This is a genomic window from Microbispora hainanensis, assembly GCF_006874475.1.
In the GTDB taxonomy this organism is placed as follows: Bacteria; Actinomycetota; Actinomycetes; order Streptosporangiales; family Streptosporangiaceae; genus Microbispora; species Microbispora hainanensis.
Genome location: NZ_VIRM01000059.1, coordinates 31,632 through 46,452, shown reverse-complemented (window position 1 = coordinate 46,452; position 14,821 = coordinate 31,632). Strand labels below are relative to the sequence as shown.

At 72.6% G+C, this 14,821-nt stretch carries 16 protein-coding genes and 1 riboswitch; of the genes, 9 read left to right on the top strand and 7 right to left on the bottom strand.

Translation table 11 applies throughout. The annotated features are described in order from the left end of the window. Positions 1-208: 208 nt before the first annotated feature. Positions 209-718, bottom strand: coding sequence for an ATP-binding protein (locus FLX08_RS33895; RefSeq protein WP_244313095.1), 510 nt, complete (start codon positions 716-718; stop codon positions 209-211). A gap of 200 nt (positions 719-918) precedes the next feature. Here FLX08_RS33895 and FLX08_RS33890 point away from each other — a divergent pair, with 200 nt between their 5' ends. The 3 genes from FLX08_RS33890 to FLX08_RS33880 all read left to right on the top strand — a co-directional run bounded on the left by FLX08_RS33890 (position 919) and on the right by FLX08_RS33880 (position 2,429). Then, positions 919-1,740 carry a helix-turn-helix domain-containing protein gene (locus FLX08_RS33890; RefSeq protein ID WP_142624359.1) on the top strand — a complete coding sequence of 274 codons (822 nt, stop codon included), beginning with the start codon at positions 919-921 and terminating at the stop codon, positions 1,738-1,740. Continuing rightward, positions 1,741-1,974, top strand: coding sequence for a DUF397 domain-containing protein (locus tag FLX08_RS33885; RefSeq protein WP_030508262.1), 234 nt, complete (start codon positions 1,741-1,743; stop codon positions 1,972-1,974). It begins immediately after the preceding gene. A 170-nt stretch (positions 1,975-2,144) separates the two neighbouring features. After that, a complete protein-coding gene (locus tag FLX08_RS33880; RefSeq protein ID WP_142624340.1) occupies positions 2,145-2,429 on the top strand; it encodes a hypothetical protein in 285 nt (94 codons plus the stop codon). Positions 2,430-2,453: 24 nt separating this feature from the next. On the opposite strand, the gene FLX08_RS33875 is transcribed toward FLX08_RS33880, so the two are convergent. Beyond that, positions 2,454-3,047: a histidine phosphatase family protein gene (locus tag FLX08_RS33875; RefSeq protein WP_142624339.1), complete on the bottom strand. Its 594-nt coding sequence runs from the start codon at positions 3,045-3,047 to the stop codon at positions 2,454-2,456. Between the two features lie 105 nt (positions 3,048-3,152). Between FLX08_RS33875 and FLX08_RS33870 the strand changes: the two genes are divergently transcribed. Further along, the gene (locus FLX08_RS33870; RefSeq protein WP_142624338.1) at positions 3,153-4,025 is read left to right on the top strand and encodes a Gfo/Idh/MocA family protein; all 873 of its coding nucleotides are present in this window, start codon (positions 3,153-3,155) and stop codon (positions 4,023-4,025) included. Here FLX08_RS33870 and FLX08_RS33865 read toward each other — a convergent pair. Further along, positions 3,988-5,277, bottom strand: a complete 1,290-nt coding sequence (locus tag FLX08_RS33865) for an acyltransferase family protein (RefSeq protein ID WP_244313094.1) — start codon at positions 5,275-5,277, stop codon at positions 3,988-3,990. The two genes, FLX08_RS33870 and FLX08_RS33865, sit on opposite strands and share 38 nt — an antisense overlap. Positions 5,278-5,536: 259 nt before the next feature. Beyond that, a riboswitch (cobalamin riboswitch) is annotated at positions 5,537-5,667 on the top strand. A 78-nt stretch (positions 5,668-5,745) separates the two neighbouring features. Between FLX08_RS33865 and FLX08_RS33860 the strand changes: the two genes are divergently transcribed. The 4 genes from FLX08_RS33860 to FLX08_RS33845 all read left to right on the top strand — a co-directional run bounded on the left by FLX08_RS33860 (position 5,746) and on the right by FLX08_RS33845 (position 9,451). Continuing rightward, complete coding sequence (locus FLX08_RS33860; protein WP_142624337.1) at positions 5,746-6,696, top strand: ABC transporter substrate-binding protein; 951 nt, start codon at positions 5,746-5,748, stop codon at positions 6,694-6,696. A gap of 72 nt (positions 6,697-6,768) precedes the next feature. Further along, a complete protein-coding gene (locus FLX08_RS33855; RefSeq protein WP_142624336.1) occupies positions 6,769-7,797 on the top strand; it encodes a FecCD family ABC transporter permease in 1,029 nt (342 codons plus the stop codon). After that, positions 7,794-8,609 carry an ABC transporter ATP-binding protein gene (locus FLX08_RS33850; RefSeq protein WP_142624335.1) on the top strand — a complete coding sequence of 272 codons (816 nt, stop codon included), beginning with the start codon at positions 7,794-7,796 and terminating at the stop codon, positions 8,607-8,609. Before FLX08_RS33855 ends, FLX08_RS33850 begins: the two co-directional genes overlap by 4 nt. After that, positions 8,606-9,451, top strand: a complete 846-nt coding sequence (locus FLX08_RS33845; RefSeq protein ID WP_142624334.1) for an adenosylcobinamide amidohydrolase — start codon at positions 8,606-8,608, stop codon at positions 9,449-9,451. Before FLX08_RS33850 ends, FLX08_RS33845 begins: the two co-directional genes overlap by 4 nt. Positions 9,452-9,492: 41 nt before the next feature. Here the strand turns inward: FLX08_RS33845 and FLX08_RS33840 are convergent, their stop codons facing one another. Both FLX08_RS33840 and FLX08_RS33835 read right to left on the bottom strand, forming a co-directional pair. Continuing rightward, complete coding sequence (locus FLX08_RS33840) at positions 9,493-9,957, bottom strand: quercetin 2,3-dioxygenase (protein ID WP_142624333.1); 465 nt, start codon at positions 9,955-9,957, stop codon at positions 9,493-9,495. Next, entirely contained in the window at positions 9,954-10,364 is a 411-nt protein-coding gene (locus FLX08_RS33835; protein WP_142624332.1) for a VOC family protein, read from the bottom strand. Before FLX08_RS33835 ends, FLX08_RS33840 begins: the two co-directional genes overlap by 4 nt. A gap of 65 nt (positions 10,365-10,429) precedes the next feature. Here FLX08_RS33835 and FLX08_RS33830 point away from each other — a divergent pair, with 65 nt between their 5' ends. Next, positions 10,430-11,074 (top strand): TetR/AcrR family transcriptional regulator, encoded by a 645-nt coding sequence (locus FLX08_RS33830; protein WP_142624331.1) that lies wholly within the window; start codon positions 10,430-10,432, stop codon positions 11,072-11,074. Positions 11,075-11,155: 81 nt separating this feature from the next. On the opposite strand, the gene FLX08_RS33825 is transcribed toward FLX08_RS33830, so the two are convergent. Further along, positions 11,156-12,979 (bottom strand): serine/threonine-protein kinase, encoded by a 1,824-nt coding sequence (locus FLX08_RS33825; RefSeq protein WP_142624330.1) that lies wholly within the window; start codon positions 12,977-12,979, stop codon positions 11,156-11,158. 28 nt (positions 12,980-13,007) lie between these two features. Further along, complete coding sequence (locus tag FLX08_RS33820; RefSeq protein ID WP_142624329.1) at positions 13,008-14,633, bottom strand: zinc ribbon domain-containing protein; 1,626 nt, start codon at positions 14,631-14,633, stop codon at positions 13,008-13,010. Between the last annotated feature and the right edge of the window lie 188 nt (positions 14,634-14,821).

Here is a 14,821-nt window from a genome sequence, read left to right as displayed (position 1 = left end):
GGGCGCTCCCATGCATTCCGGGCTGCACGGGAGCGCTCTTCGGCCGGCGGACCATGACCGGCGACAGGAAGATCTGGCGATCGGGTTAGGTTTTCCGGTGCCCTCCGAGGGAGGGCCGGAACTCCCCGCCCGGCCGGCACTCCCCGTCCGGGACGGCCGGAGCCCACGGCGAAGCGAGTGGCCCCGTCGTCCGGCCGCGGGCCGGTGGTCAGGCCGCCAATACGGCCCACACCGCCTTGCCCTGCGGGACGAGCGGGCACCATCCCCAGCACACGCTCAGCGATTCCACGATATGCAGCCCGAGGCCGCCCGGCTCGAAGGGCGTGGGGTCCCGCAGCACCGGCGCGGACGACCCGGGGTCGGTGATCGCGCAGGTCACGTGCCCTCCCCGCCGGATCAGCGACAGCCGCATGGCCTCCCGCACGCGGCCGTCCGCGAGCGTCATGCCGTGCCGCAGGGCGTTGGTGACCAGTTCCGAGACGACCAGTTCCATCCCGTCGAGCAGGTCGGCCAGCTGCCAGCCCGCGAGGGTCCCCGCGGCGAAGCTGCGCGCCGAGTGGACCGATTCCGCACGGGGTGGCAGGACGAAGGTGGCGCTGGCGGTGGCCGACCCGGGTTCGAGGAGATCGCGTGCCGGCTCCGGCCACCAGCCGATAGGAGGCCACCAGTCGAGCGCCGACCACTGGTTCTGGCCACGAGTCAGGTTCGTGGACTGCACGGGATCATGATGAGGGACACTCCCGTGCATGTGCAAGAGCGAATGCACGTGCAAGCGTGTTGTGCACGCGCTACGGTTACCCCCGAACACCACTGGGACGAAGGGGGCGATCTTTGACAGACTGTGAACCAGTCCACAAAGCGGAGGAATAGCACGTGTCCATAGATCCGCCCGGATCCGGTTCCACCGTTCGGCGCATCATGCTCGGCGCGAGCCTGCGCCGGCTGCGTGAGCAACGGGGCCTGACCCGCGAGGTCGCCGGATTCCACATCCGTGCCTCGGAGTCGAAGATCAGCCGGATGGAGCTCGGCCGGGTCGGGTTCAAGACACGTGACGTCGAAGACCTCCTCACGCTGTACGGCGTCCACGACGACGCCGAGCGGCGTGGCCTGCTGGAGATGGTCCGCGAGGCGAACACGCCGGGGTGGTGGCACAAGTTCGGCGAGGTGCTGCCGAACTGGTTCGTCACCTACATCGGGCTGGAGGAGGCCGCCAGCGTGATCCGCACCTACGAGGTGCAGTTCGTGCCCGGCCTGCTGCAGACGGCGGAGTACGCCCGCTCGGTGATCATGCTCGGTTATCCGGACGCCACGGAGGACGAGCTCGAACAGCGCGTCCATCTGCGGCTCCAGCGGCAGGAGCGGCTCACGCGCAAGGACGGTCCCCGGCTGTGGGCCGTCATCGACGAGGCGGCGCTCAGGCGGCCCATCGGAGGGAGTCCGACGATGCGGGAACAGCTCCAGCATCTGCTGGAGGTGTCCACGCTGCCGAACATCACCCTTCAGGTGATGCCCCTCCGCTATGGGATGCACGCGGCCGAGGGAGGCGCGTTCACCATCCTCCGCTTCCCGGAGTCCGACCTTTCGGACGTGGTCTACGTCGAGCAGCTCTGGGGTGCGCTCTACCTGGACAAACGTGAGGACATCGATCCCTACCTCACGGCCATGGAGCAGCTGTGCGTGGAGAGCACCACGCCCGGCGGCACTGCCGAGATCCTCGGCGAACTTCTCAGAGAGACATAAATGCACGCATATAACGGGATGCCCGCAACCGACATCGCCGGGGTCACCTGGCGGAAAAGCGCCCACAGCAACTCGACCGGCAACTGCGTGGAGCTGGCCGAGCTTCCCGACGGCAGCGTGGCCGTCCGGAACTCCCGCTATCCCGACGGGCCGGCCCTCATCTACACCCGGGACGAGATACGGGCCCTGGTGCTCGGGGTCAAGGACGGCGAGTTCGACGGCCTCCTGGTGTGATGGACTCGTGTGACCGACTCGTGTGATCGACTGGTGTGACCGGAACGGTCTGACCGGCTGTGGGGTGGCCCCGTGTTCACACGTGTCTCGCGGGCGTAACGTCGCGACGCGAGAGGCGTAACACGGATCCGGCAGAGTGGGGTCCCAGGAAAGCTCACAAGGGGGACCCCGTGCTGGACCAGATGACTCTCTACCCGGTGGCCGACGACGTGCTGTTCGCACCCGGAGGCCGCGTGGTGATCCGCACCTACGGAGTCGCCGCGCCGGCCGACCCGGCGAACGGGCGGCCGAGGTCGGTGGCCTACCGGACGTGGGTCACCGGGGTGCGGGAGCAGCCCAGGTACTGGCGGTGGGGGCACTTCGAGGACGCCCGGCGCGGCCACCGCAAGGTCCTGGAATGGCTCACCGGCCGAGGTCCGCAGCCCCAGCAGGTCGCCCAGGTGGACGCTGCGTGACACCCGGGTCCCGGGTCGCGTGACTCAGGCCGGCACGTCCGTGGCCGGCACATTCCAGTGGAGCAGGACGGGCGCGTCGTGCTCGTGGCCGAGGACGGAGTACGTCCCGGTGTCGAGCCGGAAGAGCCTGCCGTGGTCGGCGGGCAGCGACAGCCAGCGGGCCGCCAGCACACGCAGTATGTGGGCGTGCGCGACGACCAGCACGTCCCCGTCCGCCTGGCGGATCCGGGCGAGCACCTTGTCCGCCCGTTCCCCGACGTGCTCGACGGTCTCGCCCGGGTGCGCCTCGTCTCCCGGGACGACGCCGTCGCGCCAGACGTACCAGCCGGGGCGTGACCGGCGGATCTCGGCGGTGGTGATGCCCTCGTAGCCGCCGTAGTCCCACTCCCACAGGTTCGGGTCCACCTCGTACGACCCGGCGCCGGCCAGCTCGGCCGTACGGCGGGCCCGTAGTGCGGGACTGACGAGGACCAGTGCGAACGACCGGCCCGCCACCAGGCGGGACAGGGCTCGTGCCTGCTCCTCGCCGTGGGGTGTCAGCGGCAGGTCGGTGCGGCCCGTGTGCCGCCCGGCCCTGCTCCACTCGGTCTCGCCGTGCCTCAGCAGGATGACGTTCATAGAGCGTCCATCTTGCCCGTACGGGCGTTTTCACGCGCGACGGGCCCCCTTGACCGCCTGCCTGCGACCTGCAGTAGGGTCCCCCCGCGGGAAAGGGGGCGCCACATGGAGCCGGTGCGGGTGGGACTCGTCGGTGCGGGACCGTGGGCGGAGATGGTGCACGCGCCCGCTCTCGCGGCCGGGCCGCACACGACGCTGTCCGGGGTGTGGGCGCGCAGGCCCGAGGCGGCGCGGGCGCTGGCGGACGCCCACGATGCGCCCGCCTTCGAGCGGCTTGAGGACCTGTTCGCGGCGTCGGAGGCGGTCGCCTTCTGCGTGCCGCCCGCCGTGCAGGCCGAGCTCGGCGTGCTCGCGGCCAGGGCGGGCAGGGCGCTGCTGCTGGAGAAGCCGCTCGCGGCGGGCCTCGACGGCGCCCGGCGCCTCGCCGGGGCGATCGAGGAGGCGGGCGTCGCCTCCCAGATGCTCTTCACGTTCCGCTACTCGGCGGCGACGGCCGGATTCCTGGAGCGGGCCCGGCGGATCGAGCCCTTCGGCGGGCACGCCGCGAACATCTCGGGAAGCCTGCGCGGCGGCCCGTTCGCCACGCCCTGGCGGCTGGAGCGCGGGGCGGTGCTCGACGTGGGCCCGCACACGATCGACCTGCTCGACGCCGCGCTGGGCCGGGTGGTCGCGGTCAAGGCGCACGGCGACCCGCTCGGCTGGGTCGGCCTGCTGCTGGAGCACGAGGGCGGCGCGGTCAGCGAGGCGTCGCTCAGCATGGCCGTCGAGGGCGAGACCCCGCCCAGCCGCATCGACGTGTACGGCCGGCTCGGCACCGCCTCGCTGCTCGGCTCCGAGATCGGCGACGTCTTCCCCGAGGTGGTGCGGCAGTTCGCGAGCACGGTGCGCGACGGCGGCGGGCATCCGCTCGACGCCCGCCACGGCCTGCGCATGCAGGAGATCATCGACGACGTGGAGCGGCAGCTGCGGGCCGGCTGACCAGGGCGAGGCCCGCCACCAGAGCGACGGACGCGACCACCGGCGCGGGGCCGGGCGCGAACCCGGTGATCGTGAGCGTGAGCAGCGCGCCGCCCACCAGCGGGACGGCCGCGGGCACGTGCCGGTGGGCGGCGGCGCCCGCGGGGTTTTCGAAGCGGCCGAGCAGCGCGGTGAGCGCGACCAGCACCAGCGCCAGGACGGCCAGGCACAGCGGGGCGGCGCTCCACCAGGCCGCCGGGCCGGCGGAGGTCGTCAGCCCGAACCCGATGATCGCCACACCGGCGACGGCGACGAGCGCGGTCATGTGCCACAGATAGACGGTCATCATGCGCGGCGCGAGCGCGGTGAGCACCCTCTCGGCCCTCGGCCGGGAGGCCAGCGCGTTCACGGCGGGGCGCAGCAGCATCGCCAGGCCGAGCTGACCGGCGAACAGCGCGAGCAGGCAGGCGCTCGGCGGGGCCATGTTCGAGATCATCCCGGGCATCCCGATCATGCTGGAGGGGTAGGGCCCCGTCGCCACCAGGGCCGCCACCATCGCGAACCCGGCGACCGCCAGCCCCGCGGCCCGCCGCCCCCTCAGCCACTCCAGGCCGCCCTCGGCGTACCGGAACCCGACCTGATGGACGGCCAGCCAGACGAAGGCGACGTTGAGATAGCCGGCGGCCTCCAGGCCGGAGAACCGGACCACGTCCGTCAGCACCGCGCCGCCCGCCAGCACCGGCAGGACCACCCCGGTCCGCATCCGCAGCAGGTGCGGCGTGGCCACCACGGCCAGCAGGTAGACCGCAAGGAACCACAGGAGCTGCCCGACCGTCCGCGCGGCCACCTCCACCGGTTGCGCGGGCACGCCGAGGGCCGTCAGGAGGTGGGGGAGCGGCAGCCACACGACCGCCAGCGGCACCACCGGCCAGGCCAGGCGGCGTACGCGCCGCGCGGTCCACTCCCGCGCCACGCCCGGCCGTGCGTGCGGCCCCGCCCGGCGCGCCGCCGACCGGAAGCTGATCGCGTTGGCCGCGCCCCCGGCGAAGAAGACCAGCGGCATCACCTGCGAGATCCAGGTGACGTACGGGATCCCGGCCAGGGCGTTGCCGGTTGTGAGACGCCCCTGGGCGTACGACAGGACCGGCATCGTCCAGTGCTGGACGACCACCAGGACCATCCCGAAGACGCGCAGGACGTCGATGAAGCGGTCTCGTGGCGCGGGCGCGGCCGGGGCTCGCTCGGGTGCGGGGGGAAGCATGGTCAGGGACACGGGAAGCCGCCTTCGCTGTTTCGGGCCGCCGCGGGGGGGGGCGATTCCGCGGGTGGTGGGGCGTCGAGCACGTCAAGCGTCCCGCCGCTGACCCGCCCGGCGCAGCGACGCGGTCCCTACTTCCGATCTTGGGAGGCCCCTACCACCGGAGGTAGGGCCTGCCCTACCGTCGCCGCGTACGCCCAGGTGGACGGCCCGCCCGAGTGGAGCGCCGTCCGCCGGGGGCGGCGGGCCGCCGGGCCGGGGGTGGACGCCGCGTGAGGGATTGGTACCGTTGCGTCCGACGCGCGCCGCGCAGCGAAGTCCGGTGAGAATCCGGCGCTGTCCCGCAACTGTGGTTCCCCTCCCCCGGGGACGAGCCAGGTCGCCTGCGCTGCGCGCCGACGCTATCGACCCTCGTGGAAAAGGGTGATCCGTCGCTTCCAGCGGGTCCCTCGATTCCCGGCATTCCCCCTGATGGAGGACCTCGTGAGGCCCGTACGCACGGCCGTCGCGGGTGTGGTGCTGGGCGTGCTCGCTCTGGCCGGCTGCGGCCAGAGCGACGGCGCCGCCACGTCCGCGACCCCCACCCCCGCCGCCTCGGACGGCACCGGTCAGGCCGCCTTCCCCGTCACCGTTCAGGCGGGCAACGGCGCGGTGACGATCGCCAAGAAGCCCGAGCACATCGTGTCGCTGTCCCCGACGGCCACCGAGATCCTGTTCGCGATCGGCGCGGGCGCGCAGGTGACGGCGGTGGACGATCAGTCGAACTACCCGCCCGAGGCGCCCAAGACCTCGCTGTCGGGGTTCAAGCCCAACGTCGAGGCGATCGTCGCCGCCAAGCCCGACCTCGTGGTGCTCGCCAACGACCTGGAGGGCGTGGTCGCCGGGCTCGGCAAGGTCGGCGTGCCGGTGCTGCTCGAACCCGCCGCGACCAAACTCGACGACACCTACGACCAGATCAGGGACCTCGGCGCGGCCACCGGCAACGCGGCCAAGGCCGACGAGGTGGCGACCGGCGTCAAGCAGAAGATCGACGCCCTCGCGGCGGCGGCGCCGAAGGACAAGGAGCTGACGTACTACCACGAGCTGGACACCACGCCCTACGCGGCGACGTCGAGCACGTTCATCGGGCAGGTCTACAGCCTGTTCGGCCTGAAGAACATCGCCGACGAGGCACCGGACGCGGCGGGCGGCTATCCCAAGCTGTCGGCGGAGTTCATCGCCAAGGCCGACCCCGACCTGATCTTCCTCGGTGACACGAAGTGCTGCGGGCAGGACGCCGCCGCGCTGGCCGAGCGGCCGGGCTGGTCCGGCCTGACCGCCGTGAAGAAGGACCGCGTGGTGGGGCTGGACGACGACCTCGCCTCCCGCTGGGGGCCCCGGGTCGCCGACCTCGCCCAGGCCGTCAGCGACGCCGTGCAGAAGGCGGCGAGCTGAGCACATGGTGCCTGGTGGCGCGGCGCTCGGTGGTCTTGTGCCGGGCGACGCGGTGAGGCCGGTGGTGGCGTCATGACCCCGGCCCGGCCGCGCGGCCGGGCGCTGCTCGTCGCGTCCGTCGTGCTGGCGGCCAGTCTCGCCCTCGGCCTGATGGCGGGCGCGGCGGGGATCTCGCCCCGCGCCATCGCGCTCGCACTGCTCGACCGGCTGCCGCTGGTGTCCGTGCACTCGGGCCTCGCGCCGGTCGAGGAGGGGCTGCTGTTCCAGCTCCGGGTGCCGCGCGTGCTGCTCGCCGCCGTCGTGGGCGGGCTGCTCGCCACGGCCGGGGCCGGCTACCAGGGCGTGTTCCGCAACCCGCTGGCCGATCCCTACCTGCTCGGGGCGGCGGCCGGAGCCGGCCTCACGGTGACGCTCGTCGTGGTCTTCCTGGGCGGCGACACCGGGGTGACCGCCGTGCCGATCGCCGCCTTCGCCGGGGCCGTCGGCGGGGTGTTCCTCGCGTACGCGCTGGGCCACACGGCGGGCCGGGGCGGCGGCACCGCGACGCTCGTGCTCGCCGGTGTCGCGGTCACCTCGTTCCTCACCGCCATCCAGACCTTCGTGCAGCAGCTCAAGGTGGAGGAGCTGCAGCGGATCTACTCCTGGATTCTCGGCGACGTGGGCGGCGGCTGGGACCAGCTCCGCATGATCGCGCCGTACGCCGCGGTGTCCACCGTCGTCATGCTGCTGCACGGCCGGCTGCTCGACGTGCTCTCGGTGGGCGACGAGGAGGCCGTCAGCCTCGGCCTGCGCGCGGCGCGGGTGCGCTTCGTCGTGCTGCTGGCCGCCTCGCTCGCCACCGCGTCGGCCGTGGCGGTCAGCGGGCTGATCGCGTTCGTCGGGATCGTGGTGCCGCACGTGGTCCGGCGGCTCGCCGGCTGGTCCTACCGGATCGTGCTGCCGGTGTCGTTCCTCGGCGGCGCGGCGTTCCTCGTGCTGGCCGACACGATCGCGCGTACGGTGCTCGCACCGGCCGAACTGCCGATCGGGGTCGTCACGGCGTTCGTGGGGGCGCCGTTCTTCGTCACCATCCTGCGCGTGACACGGCGGGTGGAGACGTGAGCGGGCGGGCCGCACCGGCCGTCGAGACGCGCGGCGTGGGCGTCACGCTGGGCGGGCGGCGGGTGCTCACGGACGTCACGCTGTCGGCCGCCCCCGGCCAGTGGCTGGCGATCATCGGGCCGAACGGCGCGGGCAAGTCCACGCTCCTGCGGGCCGTCGCCGGGCTGGTGCCGCGGGAGGGCGAGGTGCTCGTCGCGGGGACGGCCGTCGACGACCTGCGCCCGCGCCGCCGGGCCCGGCTGATCGCCTACGCGCCGCAGAGCCCGGCGCTGCCGCCCGACATGACGGTCTACGACTACGCGCTGCTCGGCCGCACGCCGTACATCGCCTATCTCGGCAGCGAGAGCGCCCGGGACCGTGAGGTGACGCGGTCGGTGCTGGAACGGCTCGACCTGGACGGCTTCGCGTCGCGGCCGCTCGGGCACCTGTCCGGCGGCGAGCGCCAGCGTGTCGTGCTCGCCAGGGCGCTGGTGCAGCAGGCGCCGGTGCTGCTGCTCGACGAGCCGACCACGGCGCTCGACCTGGGCCACCAGCAGCAGGTGCTCGAACTCGTCGACCGGCTGCGCCTGGCCGACGACCTCACCGTCGTGACGACGCTGCACGACCTCAGCCTCGCCGGGCAGTACGCCGACGCGCTCGTGCTGCTCGCCGCCGGGCGCGCGGTCGCGGCCGGGCCGCCCGAACGGGTGCTGGCCGAGCCGCTGCTGGCCGAGCACTTCGGCGCCCGTGTGCGGGTGGAGCCCGGCCCCGGGGGACGCCCGGTCGTCCACCTGGTCCGCCCGTCGGTCTCCTCGATGGTGGAGGAGGCATGACGGGCCTCCTCCGGCCGTCCCTGACGCACCGGACGGAGGACGGCCTGCGGCTGGGCACGCTGCTGTGGCGGTTCGGGCCCGGCTGGCGGATGATCTCCTCGGCGATGCTGGGCGGCGGCATCGGTCCCCGGGAATGGGTGCTGAACGCGCAGGTGGCCGCCGGTTACTCGCGCATGGACCCGGTCGAGCACATGGACGCGCTCGGCCCCGGCGGCCCCGGGGTCGGCATGATGACGGCAGCGGTGGTGGAGCGGTACGTCACGGCGGCCGACGGGGGAGCGGAGGCCGTCGCGACGGTCGGTCTGGGCGTGCCGACCTGGGCGGCCGCGCCCGAGGGCGTGCCCGACCCCGGCGTCCCGGCCGTCCCCGAGCCCACCGCCGAGGGCGTGCCCGACCCCGGCCTACCGGCCGCCCGCGAGCCCGCCCCGGAGCCTGCCCCCGAGCCCGCTTCGGCGTCCGCGCGGGAGCCCGTCGGTTCTGCTGTCTCCGGTCCCGCGCGCGAGCCGGTCGGCGCGGGCGACGCCGGGATGCCGGAAACCGGCGGGCGCGCGCCGCGGCCGGGGACGATCAACATCCTGGTGGCCGTGCCGGTGGCGTTCTCCGACCCCGCCCTGGTCAACGCCGTCATGACGGTCACCGAGGCGAAGACGCAGGCGCTGCTGGAGGCGGGCTTCCCCTGCACCGGCACCGCGTCGGACGCGGTGTGCGTCGCCGTACGGGAGGACGGCCCGGCGGAGGAGTTCGGCGGCCCGCGTTCCGTCTGGGGCGCGCGGATCGCCCGTGCGGTCCACCGGGCCGTCCTCGACGGCGCGCGTGACTGGCACACCCGGCGGGCGCCATAGCCCAACGGGCACTCCACCTCCGTGCCGCGATGATCTGGAGGTCAGAGGATCTGCTGGCCGTGGCGTTGGCCGGCCTCGATCAGGCGGGGGATGTCGGGCGGGGTGGGGGCGGGCAGGCCGGGGTGCTCGGCCGGGCGGCCGAGTTCGGTGACGAACTGCTCGAATCCCGACGGTGTGGTGATCTGCAGGCCGCGTACGGGCCCGTCGGTGACGAGGAAGGAGTGGGGTATGCGGCGGGGCAGGAAGGCGAAGTCGCCGGGCCCGGCTGCCCACTGGTGGTCGCCGCAGTCGATGGTGAGCTTTCCCTCGAGGATGTAGAACGCCTCGTCCTCGCGTTCGTGGATGTGCCGGGGTGGCCCGAAGCCGGCGGGTGCGGACCACTCGATGAGGGTGAAGGCGCCGCCGGTCTGGTCCGCGCCGGCCTTCACGGTCATGCGGGTGTCCAGAAACCACAGGTGGGGGCCGTCGGCGGGGGTGAGCAGATAGCCGGTGGGGTCGAAGCTCATCGGGCGTCCTCGGGGTCGTCCTGGGCCGGGTGGTAGAAGCGGATCTCGATGCCGTCGGGATCGTGCAGGCCGACCAGGACGTGGCCGACGTGACCTGTGACGATGCCGCCGTGCGGTTCGGCCAGGTCGTCCAGTCGCTGCTGCCAGGCCTTCAGGTCGCGCAGGGTGGGTACGCACAGGGCCATCGGGTCGAATCCGGCCATCGCGGCAGCTCGTACCGGATCGCGGCGCAGGGCCACGTCGACGGCGTTGTTCGCGTCGCGGAGGGCGACGCCCATGAGCGTGCCGTCTTCGACGAACTCGATGAAGACGCGCAGGCCCAATACGCGCTCGTACCAGTCTCGACTGCGTTCCACGTCCGTGACGGGGAGTTTGACGTGGTGGAAGCCGTTGAGTGTCGCAGTCATGGGCGCCTCCGGGGGAGTTCACTAGAGTCGTCTCTAGTGAGTTTCTCTGTAGTAGGCTCTAGCGAATGAGCGACCCTGTCAAGAGCGCGACCGGACAGGGCTCCCGCCGAGCCGCTCAAGCGCGCGCCACCCGGAGACGGATCATCGACGCCGCGCGGGAACTGTTCCTGCGGCAGGGGTACGCCTCGACCACCCTGGATCAGATCGCCGCGGCGGCCGGGGTGGCGGTGCAGACGGTGTACTTCCACTTCGGGAACAAGGCCACGGTTCTCAAGGAGATCGTCGATGTGCTGTCGGTCGGCGACGACGAGCCGATACCGGTGCTGGACCGGCCCTGGGCGGAGCAGGTGCGCGACGAACCCGACGGCCGGCGGGCGCTGGCGATCTGGCTGGCCAACAGCCGCGTCATCTTCGGCCGCGTGGCGCCCATCATGAAGATCGTCCGCGATGCCGCAGGCGCCGACGCCGAGATGGCCGCGCAGTGGGAGACCAACCAGAACCAGCGCTTCCTCGCCCACGACACCCTCGCACGGCAACTCGCCGACAAACAGGCCCTGCGCCCCGGCCTGTCGACCGAGGAGGCGGCCGACGTCATCTTCACCTTGGTCAGCGTCGAGGTCTACCTCTTGCTCACCGGCGTACGCGGGTGGACGCCCGAGGAGTGGGAACGCTGGATCAACAAGATCCTCGCCGCCGCGATCCTGCGATGAAGCCGACGTCAGGGCAGCCTCTCGCCCCCATGTGCAAGGGCTGTCCGGAGGTCACTCACCGGCGTCGAGTCAGTCGTCGTACTAGGACGTGAAGGCGATGCTGTTCACCATGTGGTCGATGTTCGACTGGTTGAACTTGCCCGGCGGGCAGAAGAACGTGATCAGGACGGTCGTGCCCGTGTCGCCCTGCCGTACGACGTAGGCCACGAATTCGAGCCGTCCGCCCTGCTGGGGGTCGCTGAGCACGCCCTCGATCTTGAACGCGGGTTTGGCCCCGACCGTCGCGGCCGTCGGCAGGCCGTAGTAGGTGGTCACGCCGGGCAGCGCCGGGCCCAGGCTCTCCTGCAGCTCCATCGGCGAGTCGGATGTGCTCAGGGCGTTGCTGACCTGGGCGAACACCCCGGCGGCCCGATCGGGCTGGTCCTTGATGATGGGGTTCACCTTCGACCAGTCGGTGTTGCCCGGCACCGCGAACAGATCGTCGAACTCGTGCACCGCGGGGGAGGCGATCATCCACTGGTCGGCGTTCGTCTTGGCCTCGCCCCACGACGAGGGGTAGGACATGGTGAACGGCGCCGCCGTGCTGCCCGGGTAGGTGTTCCACGTCGCGGCGGTGTCCCCGCCCTTGGTGAGCAGCAGCGCGGCGGCGACGGCGATGGACACCAGGATCGCCAGGCCGCCGATCAGCGGCCCGAGCGGCAGCCCGCGCCGTTGGCCTTGCGCGGCCGCCGACGCGAGGGTCGCCTGCGAGTGCGGCGATCCGGGAGGGTACGACCCCTGTCCCTGCGCATGGCCCACGGCGCCGGTCGGCTGGCTCACGGGCGGGTGGGACGACGCCGTGGGCGCCGAGTGGGAGGGATGGGTGACGGGCGGCCTGGTGCCGGGAGGGAAGGAGGTGGGCGTGCCCGGCGGATAGGACCCCTGCGGACGCGTCCCGGCGGATCCCTGCGCGACCGGAGAACCCGGAGAGGCATGGGAGACCGGCGGGTACGAGGGAACCGGGGGATGGGACGGGGTGACCGGGGGATACGACGGGGAGGCCGCCGCCGGGTCGCCCGTGCCGCCGCTGATCGCGTCGCGGAGCGCGGACACGAACGCCTGGCACGTCTCGAACCGTTCGGCCGGCGACTTGGCCAGCGCCCGCGTGAGCACGGCGTTCACCGCGTGCGGCAGGTCCGGCCGGTACGGCGTGAGCGGCGGCGGGTCGTGGGACACGTGGGCATAGAGCAGCGCGAGCTCGGTGTCCCGCTGGAACGGCGGCTGCCCGGCCAGCGCCTCGTACACGACGCAGGCGAACGCGTACAGGTCGCTGCGTCCGTCGACGGGCAGGCCCCGGATCTGCTCCGGGGCGACATAGCGTGGGGTGCCCATGAAGTGACCGTGGCTGGTCAGCCCGGCCTCGGCCGAGGAGCTCTTGGTGAGCCCGAAGTCGGTCAGATAGACGTGGTCGGCCTGCGTGACCAGGATGTTGGCCGGTTTCACGTCGCGGTGCACCAGGCCGTGGGCGTGCGCGGCGTCCAGCGCCGAGGCGATCTGCACGAACAGCGGGTTGGCCCGCCCGACCGGCAGCGGGCCCTCCGACTGCACGAGCTTGCGCAGGTCGCTGCCCTCGACGTAGCGCATGGCGATGAACAGCAGCTCGTCGCGCTCGCCGGCCTCGTACACCGGGATGATGTTGGGGTGGTCGATGCTCGCCACCATCCGCGACTCGCGCACGAACCGGTCGCGGAACCGGTCGTCGTGCGCGAGCTGCGGCGCGAGCACCTTCAGCGCCACGGCCCGCCCGAGCCGCTGGTCGCGGGCCCGGTAGACCGTGGCCATGCCACCCCGTCCGACGACCGCCTCGACCGTGTAGTCGCCGAGCCGCCGCCCGACGAGCGGCGGCATCACGGGCCCCTCGGTCATACGGTCTCCCCCTTGAACGTTCTTCCGATCACGAATCGACTGGGTTCCCGCAGAAGCCGCAGAAACGGTGGCCCTGACCCAGTCGCATGCCGCACTGCGTGCAGAACTTGAGCTGCGCCTGTCCGCGTGGCGGCGACGGGTTCGGCGGGTACGAGTGCCCGCGCGGCGGCGAGACGTCCTCCGGATGCGCGTGCCCGTGCGGCGGCGACAGGTCCACGGGGTACGCCTGCCCGCCGGCCGGGGACGGATCCGCGGGCACGGGAGCCGGCGGCGGTCCCACGACGTCGGGAGACCGGGCGGCCTCCGCCCCGAACACCCGCGTCACGGCGTACGGCGGCCAGGAGTTCTCCGGCGGCGGGTAGGACACGGCCTCGCCGGCGAACTCCCCCTGAACGGCGTCGCCGGGCGCCGCGAGGGCGGGGTCGGTCTGGCCGCCGGCGCCGGCGCGTGCGGCGCTCCTGCGGCGCAGCAGCACGACGCCCACGGCCAGCAGGGCGAGGACCACGACGCCGCCGGCCGCCCACACGTACGGCGGCACCGACGACTTCGGCTGCGCGACGGCGGCCGGGCTCGCCACCGCTTTGGACCCGGCGTCCTCCGCCGTGCCCGCCTTGGACTGGGCGACCCGCAGGTGGCCGGCCGCCACCGCGTGGTCGGGCCGCAGGTTGAGCACCTGCTGCAGGGCCGGTATCGCGCCGGTGTAGAGCTTGTTGTGGTAGGAGGCGAGGGCGTTCTCGTACACGACGTCGACCGGGCCGCGGCGGGGGGTGACCCCGGCGGCGACCAGCGCGCTGCGGATGTCGTCGGCGGGGGTGATGGTCAGCTGTTCGCCGCCGCCCCCGGAGACGAACCCGACCACCTCGCTCTTGCCGTCGTCGATGAGGGCCGCGCCGGGCGCGCCGTCGTCCAGCAGCTTGAGGACCTTGTCGCGCTCCTTGACGGTCCGGCTGCCCGGCGGATTCAGGTGCGCGGTGTCGAGCTTGGGCGGGGTCTTCGCCGAGGGCCTGCCCGGGAGCGACATGACGTCGAGCGACTCGACCGCGCCGCCGATCGTCGTGCCCAGCGGGACGGTGGGCAGCGACTGCTTCTCACCGCCCTTGGTGACCTTCAGCACGGCCGGGGACGAGGGGGAGGTCCCGGTGGTCAGGATCTGCGCGGGCAGGCCCCCGGGCGGCGGCGGGTCGAGGTAGGGGTAGACGGTGACGTTGGTCGTGACGTCGGCGATGCAGGTCGAGTCGGTCTGCTGCGGCGGGTAGCACGCCCTGAGCCGGCGGTCGAGGTCGGGGTCGTCCAGCGAGTGGCGCTTGAAGTCGGCCGGGATCTTCACCTTGAAGTATTCGGCGAACACCCGGTTGGCCGCGTACACGCGGGGGTCGTCGGCGTCCTGCACGACCTGCGTCGCGGTCACGACCACGCCGTCGGGCGTCACGGTGAAACCGCTGCCCTTCGCCAGGTCGACGTCGTAGTCGCGGGCCAGCTGCTTGATCACGCCGCGGTCGTCCAGCAAGGTGATGCGGACATGCGAGGAGGACTCGACGCGTACCGCGCCGGGGGTGACCCGGTCGGTGGAACCGCTGGGGTGCGGGTGGAGCATGGGCGCCGTGAGCGCCGACAGCGCGCCCAGCCCCGCGATAAGGGAGTGCAGGCGGGGCATCTGCTTCTCCTAAGCCTGATCGGAACGCTTCAAGCGTCTCAGCGCGGACAGTGCTCGACAAGGTGAGTATCGTGACCGACACCCACTTGATACAGCGCGATGATCGCGCGGTCGCTTGACGATTGCTTGCAGGCCGATTGCGGGGCCTCTGTTCTCTGATGCGCACCATGCCGGCAGGGATTACTCTG

Excerpts from the sequence above, each read along its gene's own strand:
- FLX08_RS33840 (WP_142624333.1), bottom strand. The coding sequence starts at position 9,957 with ATGAGCTTCGACCCCACCGGCTATCTGCTCACCCCCGCCGACGGCCCC.
- FLX08_RS33830 (WP_142624331.1), top strand. The coding sequence starts at position 10,430 with ATGAGCGACCCTGTCAAGAGCGCGACCGGACAGGGCTCCCGCCGAGCC.
- FLX08_RS33870 (WP_142624338.1), top strand. The coding sequence starts at position 3,153 with ATGGAGCCGGTGCGGGTGGGACTCGTCGGTGCGGGACCGTGGGCGGAG.
- FLX08_RS33885 (WP_030508262.1), top strand. The coding sequence starts at position 1,741 with ATGCACGCATATAACGGGATGCCCGCAACCGACATCGCCGGGGTCACC.
- FLX08_RS33875 (WP_142624339.1), bottom strand. The coding sequence starts at position 3,047 with ATGAACGTCATCCTGCTGAGGCACGGCGAGACCGAGTGGAGCAGGGCC.
- FLX08_RS33855 (WP_142624336.1), top strand. The coding sequence starts at position 6,769 with ATGACCCCGGCCCGGCCGCGCGGCCGGGCGCTGCTCGTCGCGTCCGTC.
- FLX08_RS33890 (WP_142624359.1), top strand. The coding sequence starts at position 919 with ATGCTCGGCGCGAGCCTGCGCCGGCTGCGTGAGCAACGGGGCCTGACC.
- FLX08_RS33845 (WP_142624334.1), top strand. The coding sequence starts at position 8,606 with ATGACGGGCCTCCTCCGGCCGTCCCTGACGCACCGGACGGAGGACGGC.
- FLX08_RS33820 (WP_142624329.1), bottom strand. The coding sequence starts at position 14,633 with ATGCCCCGCCTGCACTCCCTTATCGCGGGGCTGGGCGCGCTGTCGGCG.
- FLX08_RS33825 (WP_142624330.1), bottom strand. The coding sequence starts at position 12,979 with ATGACCGAGGGGCCCGTGATGCCGCCGCTCGTCGGGCGGCGGCTCGGC.
- FLX08_RS33835 (WP_142624332.1), bottom strand. The coding sequence starts at position 10,364 with ATGACTGCGACACTCAACGGCTTCCACCACGTCAAACTCCCCGTCACG.